This is a genomic window from Aquaspirillum sp. LM1 (assembly GCF_002002905.1).
Lineage (GTDB): Bacteria > Pseudomonadota > Gammaproteobacteria > Burkholderiales > Aquaspirillaceae > Rivihabitans.
This window is the reverse complement of the sequence record NZ_CP019509.1, coordinates 646,511-662,635: the sequence shown is the minus strand read 5'-3', so window position 1 is coordinate 662,635 and position 16,125 is coordinate 646,511. Positions and strand designations below refer to the sequence as shown.

At 56.0% G+C, this 16,125-nt stretch carries 13 protein-coding genes; 2 read left to right on the top strand and 11 right to left on the bottom strand.

Annotated elements, in window-relative coordinates:
• Nucleotides 1–300 precede the first annotated feature (300 nt).
• Nucleotides 301–2,508, bottom strand: a complete 2,208-nt coding sequence (locus BXU06_RS02960) for a bifunctional (p)ppGpp synthetase/guanosine-3',5'-bis(diphosphate) 3'-pyrophosphohydrolase (RefSeq protein ID WP_077296674.1) — start codon at nucleotides 2,506–2,508, stop codon at nucleotides 301–303.
• Nucleotides 2,509–2,713: 205 nt separating this feature from the next.
• On the opposite strand from BXU06_RS02960, the gene BXU06_RS02955 reads away from it, so the two are divergent.
• Entirely contained in the window at nucleotides 2,714–3,472 is a 759-nt protein-coding gene (locus BXU06_RS02955; protein WP_077296672.1) for a sulfite exporter TauE/SafE family protein, read from the top strand.
• 3 nt (nucleotides 3,473–3,475) lie between these two features.
• Here BXU06_RS02955 and BXU06_RS02950 read toward each other — a convergent pair whose 3' ends face one another.
• On the bottom strand, nucleotides 3,476–4,393 hold the full coding sequence (locus BXU06_RS02950) for a LysR family transcriptional regulator (protein ID WP_077296670.1): 918 nt from the start codon (nucleotides 4,391–4,393) through the stop codon (nucleotides 3,476–3,478).
• 104 nt (nucleotides 4,394–4,497) lie between these two features.
• Here BXU06_RS02950 and BXU06_RS02945 point away from each other — a divergent pair, with 104 nt between their 5' ends.
• Nucleotides 4,498–5,277: a sulfite exporter TauE/SafE family protein gene (locus tag BXU06_RS02945; RefSeq protein WP_077296668.1), complete on the top strand. Its 780-nt coding sequence runs from the start codon at nucleotides 4,498–4,500 to the stop codon at nucleotides 5,275–5,277.
• A 30-nt stretch (nucleotides 5,278–5,307) separates the two neighbouring features.
• On the opposite strand, the gene BXU06_RS02940 is transcribed toward BXU06_RS02945, so the two are convergent.
• From BXU06_RS02940 to BXU06_RS17200, 9 genes are all read right to left on the bottom strand, one after another.
• On the bottom strand, nucleotides 5,308–6,378 hold the full coding sequence (locus BXU06_RS02940; RefSeq protein WP_150125079.1) for a hypothetical protein: 1,071 nt from the start codon (nucleotides 6,376–6,378) through the stop codon (nucleotides 5,308–5,310).
• A gap of 77 nt (nucleotides 6,379–6,455) precedes the next feature.
• On the bottom strand, nucleotides 6,456–7,553 hold the full coding sequence (locus BXU06_RS17210) for a hypothetical protein (RefSeq protein ID WP_150125078.1): 1,098 nt from the start codon (nucleotides 7,551–7,553) through the stop codon (nucleotides 6,456–6,458).
• 122 nt (nucleotides 7,554–7,675) lie between these two features.
• Nucleotides 7,676–8,743 carry a hypothetical protein gene (locus BXU06_RS02930; protein ID WP_150125077.1) on the bottom strand — a complete coding sequence of 356 codons (1,068 nt, stop codon included), beginning with the start codon at nucleotides 8,741–8,743 and terminating at the stop codon, nucleotides 7,676–7,678.
• Nucleotides 8,744–8,814: 71 nt separating this feature from the next.
• Complete coding sequence (locus BXU06_RS17205) at nucleotides 8,815–9,114, bottom strand: hypothetical protein (protein WP_150125076.1); 300 nt, start codon at nucleotides 9,112–9,114, stop codon at nucleotides 8,815–8,817.
• Between the two features lie 651 nt (nucleotides 9,115–9,765).
• Complete coding sequence (locus BXU06_RS02925) at nucleotides 9,766–10,932, bottom strand: ABC transporter permease (RefSeq protein ID WP_077296659.1); 1,167 nt, start codon at nucleotides 10,930–10,932, stop codon at nucleotides 9,766–9,768.
• Nucleotides 10,925–11,608 (bottom strand): ABC transporter ATP-binding protein, encoded by a 684-nt coding sequence (locus tag BXU06_RS02920; RefSeq protein WP_171982092.1) that lies wholly within the window; start codon nucleotides 11,606–11,608, stop codon nucleotides 10,925–10,927. The genes BXU06_RS02925 and BXU06_RS02920 overlap by 8 nt, the downstream gene beginning before the upstream one ends.
• Complete coding sequence (locus BXU06_RS02915) at nucleotides 11,592–12,857, bottom strand: efflux RND transporter periplasmic adaptor subunit (RefSeq protein WP_077296655.1); 1,266 nt, start codon at nucleotides 12,855–12,857, stop codon at nucleotides 11,592–11,594. Before BXU06_RS02915 ends, BXU06_RS02920 begins: the two co-directional genes overlap by 17 nt.
• Nucleotides 12,844–14,190 (bottom strand): TolC family protein, encoded by a 1,347-nt coding sequence (locus tag BXU06_RS02910; RefSeq protein ID WP_171982091.1) that lies wholly within the window; start codon nucleotides 14,188–14,190, stop codon nucleotides 12,844–12,846. Before BXU06_RS02910 ends, BXU06_RS02915 begins: the two co-directional genes overlap by 14 nt.
• Nucleotides 14,191–14,886: 696 nt before the next feature.
• A complete protein-coding gene (locus tag BXU06_RS17200) occupies nucleotides 14,887–15,753 on the bottom strand; it encodes a hypothetical protein (protein ID WP_150125075.1) in 867 nt (288 codons plus the stop codon).
• Nucleotides 15,754–16,125: the final 372 nt, after the last annotated feature.

Here is a 16,125-nt window from a genome sequence, read left to right as displayed (position 1 = left end):
CCGCCGGACAACAGGCAAAAAAAGAGCGCAACCGCTAGCAAGCAGTTGCGCTGAATTCCACCTATAGAAGGAGGATGGAGGAGACAACACCAAAACGCACACATTGCATGCAACGTCCTGATGTAGACTGAATTATCGAACCAGCCTTGCGGTTTGGCAAGTATTTTTTGTGCAGTGCAGTATAAATTTGTGCAGTGCAGCGTATCTGACGTGTGGCAAGCAAGAGACAAGCGCGCCAGGCACGGGCCAATCCGCACACCAAAACCCATGCCCACCCCAAAAAATTAACCCAAACGCATATCACACCCGCCGCGCCTCCAGCACACCCTTCACCTCCATCACATGAAACAGCACCCGCTGGATATCCTGCACATGGCGCACTTCCAGGGTCAGGCGCATGCGCGCGTGCGCTTCACGGCTGAGGGTATGCACCGCCGTCACATTGACCTTGTCACGCGACAGGATGTCGGACAAATCGCGCAGCAGGCCGGGGCGGTCGCGGGCAATCACTTCCACATCAATGGCAAACAGGCTGTGATCCTGCCGGCCCCAGTCGGCGGTGATCAGCCGTTCCGGGGCTTCGCTGGACAGGCGCTTGAGCGTGCGGCAATTCACCCGGTGGATGGAAATCCCCCGGCCCCGGGTGACAAAACCCACCACCGGGTCGGGCGGTGCCGGCTTGCAGCACTTGGCCAGCACGGTCATCAGATTGTCCACGCCCTCAATCAGAATACCGCCGGCATCGTGGCCGGCGCGGCTGCGCCGCACCAGGCTTTCCGGGTCAAGATCTGCTGGCGGCTCGGGCGGGGCAAAGCTGGTCAGCGCCTGATGCAGGGCCTTCAGCGACAGCTCACCATGGCCCAGCGCGGCAAACACCTCGTCCATATTGCGCGCCTGCAGGCGCTCGGCCAGCGCGTCCAGATTGGGCTGCAGGCCGGGCAGGCGCGCCAGTTCCTTGTCGAACAACGCCCGTCCGGCGTCGATGGCGATATGGGCGTTCTGCTGGCGAATCCACTGGCGAATCTTGCTGATGGCGCGGTGGCTGGTCACCCAGCCATCGTGCAGCCAGTTGATCGACGGGCCGCCTTCTTTCACCGTGAGGATTTCCACCCGCTGGCCGTTATGCAAGGGCGTGGACAAGGGCACAATCTGGCCGTCCACCTTGGCCCCCCGGCAGCGATGCCCCAGATTGGTATGCACCGCGTAGGCAAAGTCGATGGGCGTGGCACCGGTGGGCAGGCTAAGCACCTTGCCCACCGGCGTCATCACGTAGATGGTGTCGGCAAACAGCTCGGTCTGGAAGGCATCGGCCAGGCCGGTGCGGTCGGACACTTCCTCGCGCCAGTCCAGCAGCTGGCGCAGCCAGGCAATTTTTTCTTCGTAAGCACTATCGCCCTTGCCGCCTTCCTTGTAGCGCCAGTGCGCGGCCACGCCAAATTCGGCGTGCTCGTGCATCTCGAAGGTGCGGATCTGCACCTCGACCACTTTATCTTCCGGGCCAATCACCGCCGTGTGCAGGCTTTTGTAGTCGTTGGCCTTGGGCTGGTTGATGTAGTCGTCAAACTCGCCAGGCACCGGCTGCCACAGGCTGTGAATCAGCCCCAGCGCGGTGTAGCAGTCCTTGTGGCTATCCACCAGAATGCGCACGGCGCGGATGTCGTACAGCTCGGAAAAATCCAGGTTCTTTTTACGCATCTTTTTCCAGATGCTGTAAATGTGCTTGGGTCGGCCCGCCACGTCGGCGTGCAGCCCGGCCCCCGCCAGCTCGCCGCGCAGGGTGGTCAGCACCTGTTCGATATAGCTGAGCCGATCCAGCCGGCGTTCGTCCAGCAGTTTGGCAATTTTCTTGTAGGTGTCGGGCTCAAGGTGGCGAAACGCCAGGTCTTCCAGCTCCCACTTGATCTGCCACACCCCCAGCCGGTTGGCCAGTGGGGCAAAGATGTCCAGCGTTTCGCTGGCCACCCGGCGGCGCACGGCTTCATCGGCCACCCGCGACAGGTGGTACATGGTTTGCGTGCGCCAGGCCAGTTTGATCAGCACCACGCGGATATCCGCCACCATGGCCAGCAGCATCTGGCGCATCGCCTCGGCCTGACGGCTGCGCGCCTCGGGCGTGGCAGCGTCGTGCTGGCTGCCCAGCTCCTGAATCTTGCGCACCCGCGAGCCGCCCAGCACCAGCCCGGCCACCACCGGGTTGAACTCCTGGCTGAGCCAGGCTTCGCTGTCCTCGCGCAAATCCGGCGCGGCAAACAGCAGCGCCGCCATCACCGCATCGGCCAGCAGGTTGAGGTCGGCCACAATGGCGGCGGCGGCCACGGCATGGCTGAACATGTCCTCCTGGGTATGCGCCAGACGGTGGCCCTGGTAGAGCGCACGCGCGGCGTGGAAGGCTTTTTCCACCAAGGCGAATTCAGCCGGGGAGTATTGCGGAGCCAGGCCGGCCAGCCAGAGCTGGGGGTCGGCGGCATCGGCCAGAGAATCGGCCAGCGGGCGGGTAACGGCAACCATGATCTATCAACGCTATCGGGAACCGCCTATTAGAGGGGATCGCCCCGGACAAGGCAAGAGGGCGGGCGTCATCAGCGGCCACGCCCTGGCAGCCAGCACGCTGGCGGCATACGCCATATCGATCATTTTCTTGCCCGCCTTCACGCTCAGGACAAGCGAATGGATTACACTGGGCGCCGAGTTAAACCAGAACGAATGCATAGGTATGTCTACTTGGTATGTGGTGTGGCCGGGAATGCTGCTATTGGGCGCAGCGCTGGGCTTTTGTGGCGGCTTGCTGGGCATTGGCGGGGGCATTCTGGCCATTCCGGTGCTGGCGCTGTGGTTTGGTATGGATCAATCTGTGGCGCAGGGCACCGCACTGGTGATGATTGCCCCCAATGTGGTGATAGCGTTCTGGCGCTACTCCCAGCACCACCCGATTGCACTGAAACTGGCCGCCAGCCTGGGCTTGATCTCGATCCTGGTGTCTTACCCGGCAGCGCGGCTGGCGGTGTCGCTGGACAATGCCACGCTGCGCTGGATATTCATTGGCTTTCTGCTCTGGCTGATTGCCTACCTCAGCTGGCAGTTGTACGCCCGCCGCGCCGGCGATGCGCCGCCGCGTATACTGCCCGCCCGCTGGTTACCGCTGGTTGCAGTGGTGGCCGGGGCGTTTTCCGGGCTGTTTACCGTGGGCGGCGGCACGGTGTCTTCGCCGATGCTGGTGCGGCTGTTTGGCTACCGCCAAGCAGCCGCACAAGGGTTGGCGCTGTGCATGATCGTGCCCAGCTCACTGGTGGCGATGGCCACCTACACCCACGCGGGCGTGGTGAACTGGTGGCTGGGCTTCCCCATGGCGATTGGCGGGCTGACCACCATCTCGCACGGGGTGGCGCTGGCGCAGAAACTGCCCGACCGCAAGCTGCGTGGCATTTTTGTGCTGTTCCTGATCGTGACCGTGGCGCTGATGCTGCCAAAATAAGCGCTACCACGCCGCCTGTGGATCTGGCCCACGATGCCCGGCAAAGCGCGCCAGCAAGAAATCGACAAACACCCGTAGCTTGGCTGGCGCGTGGGCGCGTTGCGGATAGACCGCATACACGTCCGCCGGGGGAAACTGCCAGTGCGGCAAGACTTCAATCAACTGGCCACTGCGCAGCAGCGGCGCAATTTCCCAGGTGGAGCGCAATAAAATGCCGTGGCCGGCCAGCCCCCATGCCAGTGCGGTGCTGCCATCGTTGGTGGACAGCGCGCCATCCACCTTCACCGTCACCTGCCGGTGGCCCTGACGCAGCTGCCAGTTGCCATACGCCTGATTGTTTTCCCGGATCACAATGCACTGATGCCGTCCCAGCGCCTCCGGCGTAGTGGGTGCCGGGCAGCGCGCCAGATAGTCTGGCGCGGCGCACAGCAGCCGGCGATTGGCCGCCAGCCGGCAGGCGTGGTCGCGGCTGTCGGGCAGGCCGCCCACGCGGATGCCCAGATCAAGACCGGTTTCCACCAGATTCATTGGCCGGTCGGTCAGCGTCAGTTGCACCCCCACCTGCGGGTAGCAGCGGGCAAAGTCACTGACAGCCGGGGCAATATGGCAACGGCCAAAGCCAAACGAGGCATTTACCCGCAACAGTCCGCGCGGGGCCAGATGGCGGGCAGCCACGTCGGCTTCCAGCGCGTGCAGTTCGTCCAGCAGCGCCTGGCCGCGTTGCGCGTACAGCTCGCCTTCCTGGGTCAGGTGCATGCGCCGGGTGGTGCGCTGCAATAAGCGCAAGCCCAGCCGCGCCTCCAGCGCCGCCAGCCGCCGGCTGATCACGGGCGGGGTCACGCCCTGCTCGCGCGCCAGCGCCGCCAGGCTGCCGGCGCGCAGTAAGGCGGTAAAGAACGCCAGATCGGATAGCCCGTCCATTATTGCCCTCCAGCACAAGAATAGCTTGTTATGGCCGGGCATTATAAGCCTGTAAATATCGGATTACACTGAATGCCACACTGACACACACAAGGACACCCGGCATGGGACAGCCAGGCGAAATCGGGGCATTGCTGACAGTCACCGGGCTGGGCGCGGTGCTGGGGGCCGCGCTGGGCGGGGTGGGTGGCTTGCTGGGCATTGGCGGCGGGCTGCTGGCCATTCCGGTGCTGGCGCTGTGGTTTGGCATGGATCAATCCATGGCGCAGGGCACCGCGCTGGTGATGATTGTGCCCAATGTGCTGCTGGCGTTTTACCGCTACCGTCAGCACCACGCCATCCCACTGAGCCGGGCGCTGGGCCTGGGCGGCATTGCCATGCTGGCCTCCTACCCGGCAGCGCGGCTGGCAGTGGGGCTGGACCATCACACCCTGCAATGGGTGTTTATCGGCTTTTTGCTTGGGCTATGTGTGTATCTGTGCTGGCTGGTGGCACGCCCGCCACGGGCGCACGCACCGCAGCCACGGGTGTTGTCTGCCCGTTATCTGCCGGTGGTGGGGGTGGTCAGCGGGGTGTTTTCCGGGCTGTTTACCGTAGGGGGCGGGCTGGTGGCCACGCCGATGCTGGTACGCGGCTTTGGTCATCGCCAGGCCGCTGCGCAGGGGCTGGCGCTGGCGCTGGTGGTACCCGGCTCGCTGATTGCGCTGAGCACCTATGCCAGCGCCGGGCAGGTCAGCTGGTCGCTGGGCCTGCCCATGGCGCTGGGCGGGCTCTCCACCATTTCCTGGGGCGTGGCCTGCGCCCGCCGCCTGCCAGAGCGCTGGCTGCGCAGCGTGTTCATCGGCTTTTTGCTGGTGACCACCGCGCTGATGTGGCCGGGTTGAGCCAAAATAGGATCCCCCTCACGCCCTCAGTCAGGCCCGCCCTGCCTGCTCGGCCTTTTCCGCCATCAACAGCTTTTCCAGCACCTTGGACATCTGCGTGACCGGTTGGCGATTTTTTTGCCGATTGGCTGGGCTCAGGGTATCCAGCAGTGAGGTCAAACCGTTCTGACTGCTGTATGCGCGTGTGGCTTTATGGGTAGCGCTTGTGCTGCTGGCCGGGGCCGATTGGCCGGTGGCTTCGCGCATACGCACCGCCCCCAGGCTGGTGGCGGTTTGGTCAAGCTGATCGGTGCTCATGCCCAGCGACATCAGCATTTGATAGGCCTGCAGCAGTTTTTTGCGGTCTTGCTTGGTCAGGTAATTCAGCACATCCCCACTGCCGTCGGCATTTTTGCCCAGATTATCTGGATGGGTGGGCGGTTTTTTGCCGTTGAGGGTTTCGACCAGATACGACCCTCGCCCTGGTTCAGCATAGCGACGATTGGGGTCATCTGGCATCTGGAGATTTTCATCTGGCTGGCCGGCTTGGTCGGAAAACTCTTTCACCATTTTGGCTAGAAAACTGAAATCCACCGCATGTGTCGAATGCTTTTCAGGATCAAAGATCTCATTGAGAAAGCCATGATCAAACTGTGTGCTTAGGGCCGCTTTTCCATTTTTAATCTGATAGGCAAGCTTGGTATCTCGCTCATCAAAAGCAGCAATAGCCCACTTGCCATCAGGCGTATAAATATCGCCAGGCTTATTTGATGTTAAACCACCAGAAGCCACGCCCATTCTATAGACAGCCATGTCAAAAGCGAGAGCATCAACTTGTTCAAGATTGATATTATTTTGCTCGGCATAAGTATAAGCTTTTTCCAATAACTTCCGATCAGAAGAAGAAAGAAAGTCATAGGAATTACCTGTCAGCATGTTTGTAGTTACAACGGACAGCACTTTTGGCTCAGCAGCAGCAGGGTCTTTAATACGCCAAAGGCGCTCAAGCATCAAACCATGGCCACGGGATGCGCGAGATTCTTGAGCGCTGGCGCTTGCTGCCGATGATTTAGACAGTTGCACCCCGGATGATGTTGGGCTGATTATTGCGCTTATGCTCATGATAGCTCTCCGTAAGCGTTAAGAAAAAGCGGCCAACTCCCGTTTGCCGCCATCTGGTGTTGAGCAACACTCGTACTTCAACCTTGCTCGGCCTTTTCCGCCATCAGCAGCTTTTCCAGTACACTCGACATTTGGACAATGAGCGTGTGGTTCTTTGGTTTGTTGGCAGGAAGCATGCTATCAAACAGTGAAAAGGCACTATCCGAACGATGGTAAGCCCCAATAGCTTTGTTGGCAGTTTGCGCTGAGGCATAGCTGCTTGCGCTGGATTGTCCAGTCACCGTATGCATGCGCATTGACCCTAAGCGCGTGGCGGCCTGATCCAGTTGCTCGGTGCTCATACCCAGCGACATCAGCATTTTATAAGCACCAATCAATTGCTTTCTGTCTTGCTCAGACAGATAACTTAATACATTAGGCGTATTATTTATGGCCTTGTCGGATGTGCTACTGGAAGTACTGGATTTCTCTTTAACGTAGTACCCATTTACACCAAAATGGAGATCTGGACTGGCCTTGCCTGCTGTTGCCGTATTTTCATTGATTGCCCGGCCTGTTTCCGCAGAAAAATCAATCACCACTCTTTCCAGAAATTTAAAATCTACAGCATGAACAGAATTCTGCCATGGATCCAAAGCATATCTTAAAAACCCACCATCAACTTCGGTAGAAGACAATGCTGAATCTGATTTGATACGCTCAGCAGTATAGTAGTCACTCTCATTGAATGCATAAACAATTTCTTTGCCATCTGTAGTAAAAATATTACCCGGACCAATTGCGCTAAGGCCAGGACCATTTGTAGCATACAGCATTCTATATGCAGCCATATCAGTAGCCAGATTATCTACCTGGGCCAGATCAATATTCTTTTCTTGTGCATAGGTATACGCCTTCTCAAGAAACTTGCGATCTGAGCTTGAGAGAAAATCATAAGAATTACCGGTCAACATATTAGTGGTAACAGAGGACAATACTTTTGGTGCAGATGCAGAAGGATCATTAATTCGCCACAACCGGCTCAGCATGACAGCTTTACCACTCAAAGTGACTTGAGTGTTTGATGCATTTTGATTTTTTAATGAAGCATCAGCAGATACGGTAGAAGAAGCTATAGCAGCATTCTTTGCTTGGTAGACGCTATTGCTTGCGCCCAGGTAAGAAATATTGCTCATGTATTATGCCTTCTCAGGGTGTAACCAATTTTCGTGATGGCTGATGTAATATATCCTCCGAATAACCCAACTCATCATGGACACATTATTCGGAGGACATGGCACACATCCGCTATTTTTTATCAGGCCCGCCCCGTCTGCTCGGCCTTTTCTGCCATCAACAGCTTCTCCAGCACCTTGGACATCTGCGTGACCGGTTGGCGATTTTTTTGCCGATTGGCCGGGCTCAGGGTATCCAGCAGTGAGGTCAAACCGTTCTGACTGCTGTATGCGCGTGTGGCTTTATGGGTAGCGCTTGTGCTGCTGGCCGGGGCCGATTGGCCGGTGGCTTCGCGCATGCGCACCGCCCCCAGGCTGGTGGCGGTTTGGTCAAGCTGATCGGTGCTCATGCCCAGCGACATCAGCATTTGATAGGCCTGCAGCAGTTTTTTGCGGTCTTGCTTGGTCAGGTAATTCAGCACATCCCCACTGCCGTCGGCATTTTTGCCCAGATTATCTGGATGGGTGGGCGGTTTTTTGCCGTTGAGGGTTTCGACCAGATACGACCCTCGCCCTGGTTCAGCATAGCGACGATTGGGGTCATCTGGCATCTGGAGATTTTCATCTGGCTGGCCGGCTTGGTCGGAAAACTCTTTCACCATTTTGGCTAGAAAGGCAAAGTCAACGCCATGCGTAGGCGCTTTTTCTGGGTCTAGTGCTTCATTCAAAAACCCCCGATCAAACTCAGTACTCAACATTGCCTTGCCATTTTTGATTTGGTAAGCAATTTTGGTATCTCGCTCGTCGAATGCATTTATTATCCACTTGCCATCCAGCGTATAGGAGTTCCCTGGTTTATTTGGAATATGCCCACCAGGACCTGCCATACGATAACCTGCCATATCAAAAGCCAGCAAATCCACCTGCTCCAAGTCAATATTATTGTCTTCTGCGTAAGTGTAGGCTTTTTCCAGCAACCGACGATCCGAATATGATAAAAAGTCAAATGAATTACCTGACAACATGTCAGTAGTGACAGTGGATAGAATTTTCGGCTCAGGAGCAGAAGGATCCTTGATGCGCCACAAGCGCTCAAGCATTAATGCATGCCCTCTAGACTTACTGGTGGTGGAATCACTTGATACGGCTGACTTGGCAGTAGAAAATGTGTTCCCTACCATAGAAAGACCGCTGGTTATATTAGTGTTCATTTTTTTCTCCATGCAAAAGCAATCATGGCAAAGCACTTACTTAAGTTCACCTTACCATGAAGTCAAAGCTACTATTGGTGCATCACTGTCACAGAGTCTGATGCACTAGAAATAGCAGGGTAGCTGCCACCAAAAATACGATGTCGAATCCAGAATTTACCTGAAGCATCTAAGCCATCAAAACTATGGATAACCGCTTGCTGCCTATCAGAAATGGTTTGACATCTCCCGATGGTTGTCGAATACTTGGCCGAATAGCAAATTTCAACAATTCTGGATGTATTTGCATTTCCATACCCAGTCCACTGATATGAAACCGACGTCACAAAAGAAGTCAGCGGTGCGATTGAAATAGGTGCACCAAACGGCATTTCAGCATATCCCCCACTAAAGTAGATGGGATAATGCGCCGTTTGTTTACTCCACTACCCCACCACCGCATGACTCTGTGCAGCAAACCCCAGCATTGCACACATCAGTATAATTTTTTTCATTGCCAACCCCTTTTATCAAACAAGAAAATAAAAACATGCTTTATACGCATATTCAATGTAGACCGACTTGAACCCTGCGTCAAGCTCGTGATGGTAGAATGTTGTATTTCAGCAAATTTCCCCATAAAATCAGCGTGTTCCACGTAGTTTTACCTAGAAAATAATACGTAATTTTACTTAATATTCATGCAAAAATAAATTATATTTACTTATTCAAATAAAATTAAATACCACTTAAGGATGCGCTGATTTATTCAGAAAAATCGTGTTTACCAAAATCAAAACCTAGCAAAATCAACACCCTGGATTCCCGCCTTCGCGGGAATGACGATTTTTTCAGCGTATCCTTAACCGGCACCAAAAAATGCCGGACCTGGCACAAGAAAACTGTTTTGAAAAAAGGCCATACCTGGAGATGTTCTGATTTACCCAGAAGCATCATCCCTACAAAAAACCCATTAAAATCAACACCATGGATTCCAACTGATGCAGAAATGATGATTTTTTCCAATGCTTCCCTGGCAACGCTTATTCCGCGCGCAGGGCATCCACCATGGAAGGGCGCATCAGATAGCGCACCGGCAGCAGGGAAAACCCCAGGCAGATGGTGCTGGAGCACAGCACGGCAAGCAGCACATGGCCACCGTGTACGGCAAATGCCCAGCCGGCGGCCCAGGCCACCAGGGCGGCGCACAGCACCCCCAGGCATACGCCGGCTGCCGCCCCCAGCAGGCTGAGCACGGCAGCCTCTACCGACAGCATGATGAAAATATCGCGCACCGAGGCGCCAACAATCAGCCGGACGGCGATTTCCCGTCGCCGGTCGGCCAGGTCGGACAAGGTGCTGCTCATCACCCCCACTGCCGCCACCACCACGGCAATCAGCGCCACGCCCGCCAGCAGCCAGGCCAACAACTGCTGCTGGGTTTTCATCGAGTCGATGATTTTGGCCGGATAATTCACCTCGGCAGCACTAAAGCCGCGCTGAATCCAGTACGCCCGCAAGGCGCTGGCATTGGCTTCATTCACCTGCTGGGCCGGCACGCGAATCAGCATGCGGGCAAATGCCGGGCCAGGAAAAATATGCCGGATGGCCGATATCGGTACAATGACGGCATTGCGGGCATCGATGTCCACAAACGGGATATTGTCCAGCTCGGCAAACACCCCGGCCACTGGGTAATAACGGCCTTCAATGCGCAGGCGGGTATCCCGCCCCGGATAAGCCGGCAAACCCAGTTCGGCCATCAGGCCCGCGCCCACCCACACGCCAGTTTCGCCAGGGGCGGTGGCGGCCCACAGCGGAGAAATCAACGGCCTGAACTGCTCGTCGCCGGCATACACCACCGCATCAGCCTGACGGTGGTGTACCTTGACTCTGGTAGACAGCGAAAACACCGTGGCAACGCGCTCGACAAACGGAAAAGTGTTTTGCAAGGCGCGTTTTTCATCGGCCATGCGCGATTCACTCAGCGCCTGCCCCTGCTCCAGATTGCTGACCACAAACAGATTCACTCCCAGCGCAGAGAATCGCCGTACCGACTCATTGGCGGCGTTCCAGCCAATGGTGAGAATCGCCACCACGGCGGCAGTGGAAATCACAATGCCCACCAGGGTCAGCAGCACGCGGGTGCGCTTGAGCTGGATGTTCTGCAAGGCTTCTGCCACGATCCATCGGGTTCGGAGTTCAAACATGGGTGATACGCCCTTGCTGGATCAGCAAGCGGGATTTGGCCCGCGCGGCCAGCGCCAGGTCGTGGGTGACCATCACAATCGCCACGCCTTCCTGATTCAGCTCACACAAAAGTTGCATCACGTCGCTGGCGTGCTGGGGGTCCAGGCTGCCGGTGGGTTCGTCGGCAATCATCAAATCCGGCTGGGTTACCAGCGCCCTGGCAATGGCCACACGCTGCTTTTGCCCGCCGGACAAATCGTCCGGTCGCATGTGCGCCTTGGCGGCAATGCCCAGTTTTTCCAGCAGGCGCAGGCTTTGCGCGCTGCGCTCACGCGGGCTGACACCCTGATACAGCAGCGGCAGGGCAATGTTGTCCAGCACGGACAGCGAAGGAATCAGATTGAACTGCTGAAAAATAAAGCCTATCGGCTTGGCTGGGCGGTTGGATACATAATTGCCCAGGCTGAAGTCCACGGGCTTGCCCTGATACACCACCGTGCCGGCAGAAGGCGGCATCAGCAGGCCAATGATATTCAGCAAGGTGCTCTTGCCCGAGCCGGATTCACCGGTAATGGCCAAAAAATCGCCACGCCGGATCGACAGCGATATATTGGACAGCACGGCGGTTTCGCCTTGTTGGCAGCGAAAGGTTTGGCTGACCTGAATCAGCTCAACCAAGTTAGAAGGGCTGTTCAACAAGCGTTTCCCCCGGTGTCACCCCTGAGCGCAGTTCAACCCGGCCATCCTGAATATGGCCGGTCTGCACTGTCCTGGCTTCACTCTGCTGACGGTTGCGCGCTTGCACATACACCACCTGACCGGCATTCGCCGGGTGTACAAAGCTGACCGGGACCACCATGGCGTTTTTCCATAGCAAAAAAGACAGCGTAACCTTGCCTGTGGAACCCACCAGCGCCGATGCGCCACTGGAGGGTGGCTCAGGCGTCAGCGCAGCGCGCACGTCAAATTCGGCACTTTTGGCTGCCGACAAGACAGGCGAAGCCTGTGCCGCAATAAAGGTGATCTTGCCACGCATGGCCTGGCCCAGCACGTCGCTGTGAAACATCATCTCCTGGCCAGGGGCCAGCCGACGCACCAGCACTTCATCCACCTTGAATGCAGCCGCCAGGTGGTCTGGATCCATCAGGCTGAGCAAGTGCTGGCCGCGCGTTACCCGGCTGCCGCGCTCTACTGGCGTTTGCCCGCCTTGGGCGGACTGGCTCACTAGCGCCACCCCGCTGATTGGCGCTTTTAGCGGGTTGTCCTTCTCGGCGTGCAGCAGAGCCTGGTATTTTTGCTGCGCGGCGGCCAGGTTGACCTCGGCCACTTTTTTTTGCACGGTATTAAATCGCTCCAGCGCAGACGCCAGCTCTTCCTCTGCCGATTTAACCAGGGCCGACTGTTGGCGGGCCTGTTCTTCGCCGTCGTCGCGTTCATTGCGCGACACAATGCCTTTTTCAAACAGAATGGCGGTTTCTTCGGCTTTTTTCCGTGCATTCGACCAGCCTGCCTGCGCCAGCGTCAGGCTACGGCGCGCGCGCGAGATATCTGGCACGCTATCCAGACGGTCAAACAGCCGGCGTTGTTCCTGCGCTTTCAGGTAGGCAATTTCCGCCTCGGCGCGCTGGTGGGTCAGCTCGGAGGCGTCTATTTTCAGCAAGGCGTCGCCAGCGTTCACCCGCTGGTTATGCAGAAAATGCTTTTCAGTCACCACACCATCAAACGGCGCAGACAAATTGACAATGCGCGCAGACTCCACCACGCCCACCAGTTCCAGCGTCATGCTCACATCCTCACGGCGGACTACCCATTGCTTGGGCGCAAGCCCATCAGGGTGGCTGACTTGACGCCAGCCATATGTGCCCGCGCCCACCAGCGCCAGCACTCCGGCCAGTGTGGCCAGCACGCGCCAGCGCCTAGTCTGCACACGTTCAATCAGCCTCATCACCTTGCCCTTCCAATAACACCTGAATCTCCGCCTGGGAAATCAGCCGGAGATTCCATTTGTCCACCAGCATGCCGGTGGCCAGCAATAGCTCTACCTGGGTATTCAGGTAATTCATTCTGGCGTTCAGCCGGTTGTTTTCTGCTGCCCGCAAGTCGTTTTCAAACAGAATCACCTGAAAGCTGCTGGAGCGGCCATAACGCAGTTTTTCCTGTTCAATGTCCATTTTCTGGCGCGCCAGCGCAGCGGCCTTATCCGCCAGCGCAGCCTGCTTGGCCCTGGCCTGCACATTGCGGATGGCATTGATCATCTTGCTGCTCAGGCTTTGCCGCACCTGCTCAAGCTGTATTTTTTCGTTTTTCAGGTCGTTTTCTGCCGATACCCGCGCCTGCTCGATGCTACGGTCGAACAGCGGAATGCTCAGCTGCGCGCCAAGGTATTTATCCGTCTTGCGGGCTTCTGCCGGGCTATTGCCCGGCGTGTTCTGATTGACGCCAGCCACCAGTGACACATCCCATAGCTGCTGGTTATTGGCCACCCGCAAACGCTGCCGGGCACGTTCTACTGCCAGCTGCGCCGCCCAATAATCCGGGTGTTGCACAATCAGGCTTGCCAGCTGATCCGGCGTGATCGGGCTGGCGTCCATACCCCAGGCGTCAGCCACGGCGCTGACCTGACTGTCGAGGTCCAGCGACAGCAAGCCCAGCAGTTCCAGCCGATAACTGTCCAGCTGATTGACACTTTCTTCCAGCGCCAGCGCCTGATTGGCCACATCGGCTTCGGCCTGGATCACATCCATCGACGGAATTCTGCCCGCCTGCGCCAGTGCCTGATTCATGGCCACAAAGTGAGTGGCCCGCGCCAGCCCATCGCGGGCAATCTTGATCTGCTCTTGCGCCCGCAACAGATTGCGGTAGGCATAGATAATCTGCGCGACGGTCTGGGCAATCACATTCTGCAAGCCAATCCGGCTGGCGGCGTCCGCCAGCCGGGCCTGGGTAATCGACGACATGGCCATGGCCAGCCCGGCATTTTTCAGCAAGGGCTGGGTCAGGGTCAGGCTGGAGAGCGTGCTGCGCAGCCCCTGCTCCGGCAGCAAGGCCCTGGCCGTGGACAGCGACAAGGTTCCTCCAGTGGGCAGCGCCAGCAACGACGTGATGCCGCCATCCATCTGCCGTGTTCGGCCCGCACTGCCAGACAGGGTTTTATATGAAGCAGAGATGGTGGTTTTGGGGATGAACTTGCCTTCGGCAACGTATAGGTCGAATGCCTGAGTCTCTCGTCCTAGATAGGCGGCTTGTATGCTGCGATTGAAGGCCAATCCAATGCGCACAGCCTCATCTAAGACAAGAGAGCGGCTGACGTCAAGGGAGGAAGAAGACACAGCGGCAAACGGTATAAGCGACGGAGGGGGCGCGGCTTGTGCCAGTGTGACAGCGCACAGCAACAGACTTGGCATAAGCCGCGCTGCAACAAAAAAGCAAGCAGGCAAGATAGATACCTTGGGCGTAACAGCGTATGATAAAACCATTATTGTGCCGCAAATGGCCCCATCATGAACATCCGGTTACTTCATAGTGAATTCAACGGAGTAGCTATAACCTGAAAAATCAACTGAGGTTATTGTGGCTTGGCATACTGCCGAGGTCAAACCTGTCGATGTGCCGCTCTTGGTCCATGACACAGTAGGCGTGCCGGTAAGCAGTGGTGGCGGGAGAATGGTGACAGCTGTCGCAAAAGCACATTTCTTCTTGCCAGCAGTCTATGTGAATGTTGCTGCTGCACTGTTGGCATATGGGCTATTTACAGAAAAGCCATTGACACTCCCAGGTGGAATTGAGGCGATTGGAGTTGGGGAGGACTTTAACTGAGTAGAGCTATCATTGACTCCTGTGGGAGTGCTATAAATCGGAACCGTGCCTGCATTCTTCACCTTAACGGATATGGTTGGCCCAGCATATGCCACTGCAGAAAAAAGGGATACCAAAACAACAAGCTTGTTAATTAGCATAATTACCTCTTAGTGAACCTACTGAAAAAACTTTTTTACGTTTCCTGCTAGGTTATTCCATGTCACTCTAAAAATAGACCCTTCAACATCCCCCCCCTGTGTCTTGCCCCAAAAATTACGTGTTTCCGGCACTGTAGACTGCATACCTAGCCAACTATATACACTTGATAGCTCGTGCATACTTTTCTGTTTGTCCGCACTGGAATGCACTGAAGCCGGTAAAAGTGCATTAGCCGCTCCATCTAATTTCCCAAATTTTTGCTCCTCATCCTCAAGCCAGCCAACCAGATTTGCTCGATAGCCCGCTGGTGCAAAAGACTGCTCAATCGGAGACAGCTTGTCATGGAACTCAATAGCCGCTCGATAGTGCTTTCTATAATCCCGACTCATGAAAGCATCTTCAATAATCGGGTTCCAGTAGTTGTAATCTTGTCTACATTGCTCACTATGCGCAGCAGACCGCTCATTAACCGTATATGTACCACTATCATCATAAATGATCTTAGTTAACTCTTCTCGAGGCAAATTCAAGAAAGGATTTTTTTGAATATCGCTTCTTCGCAGGCAGAACTCAGTGGCCTGTTTTGCCCGCGCCAATCGCTGTGGATCATCAGAGTCCGGCACCTCTTCATTTGCTTTTTTTGTTCCAGCAATATCAAGTTGATGAAGTAGTGCCAACCCCGTTTTTCTCAACGTATTCCGATCCATCGTCTCATACGAATCAAATTTCGCCTGGCTATAGGCCTGCCGGGATACGGTCACATCGCTGGCACTCAGACTGGTGCCCGTGCTGGCGGGCCTGCTCTGCGTGTTGCTGTTCTTTGACCCATCAGCATACGTGGGCGTGGTGTAAGCGGTGCGGGTACTGCTGGGCACTTGATTCATGAGGCTTCTCCTGCCGGCTAGCAATTATGAACATGGCAAAATATAGACGAACAATATGTCATTTAGCAAGAAGTTAGGCAATATATCACCAGCAGACCGTAGCTTAATTACAACAACATGAGTTACTACGTAATACTACGCGAGTAGATATACGTAAAACTGGAGCAATAGGTGATGGCCAGTACACTCAGGATGCACTGATTTATTCAGAAAAATTGTGTTTGCCAAAAACAAAACCCAGAAAAATTAAAACACTGGATTCCCGCCTTCGCGGGAATGACGATTTTTTAGCATCTTCCTTGCAAGAAATAGCAGTAGATTATTTAACTATCAATAGTGTACTAAGTAAGATTATTTGCATAGAAAGAGCAG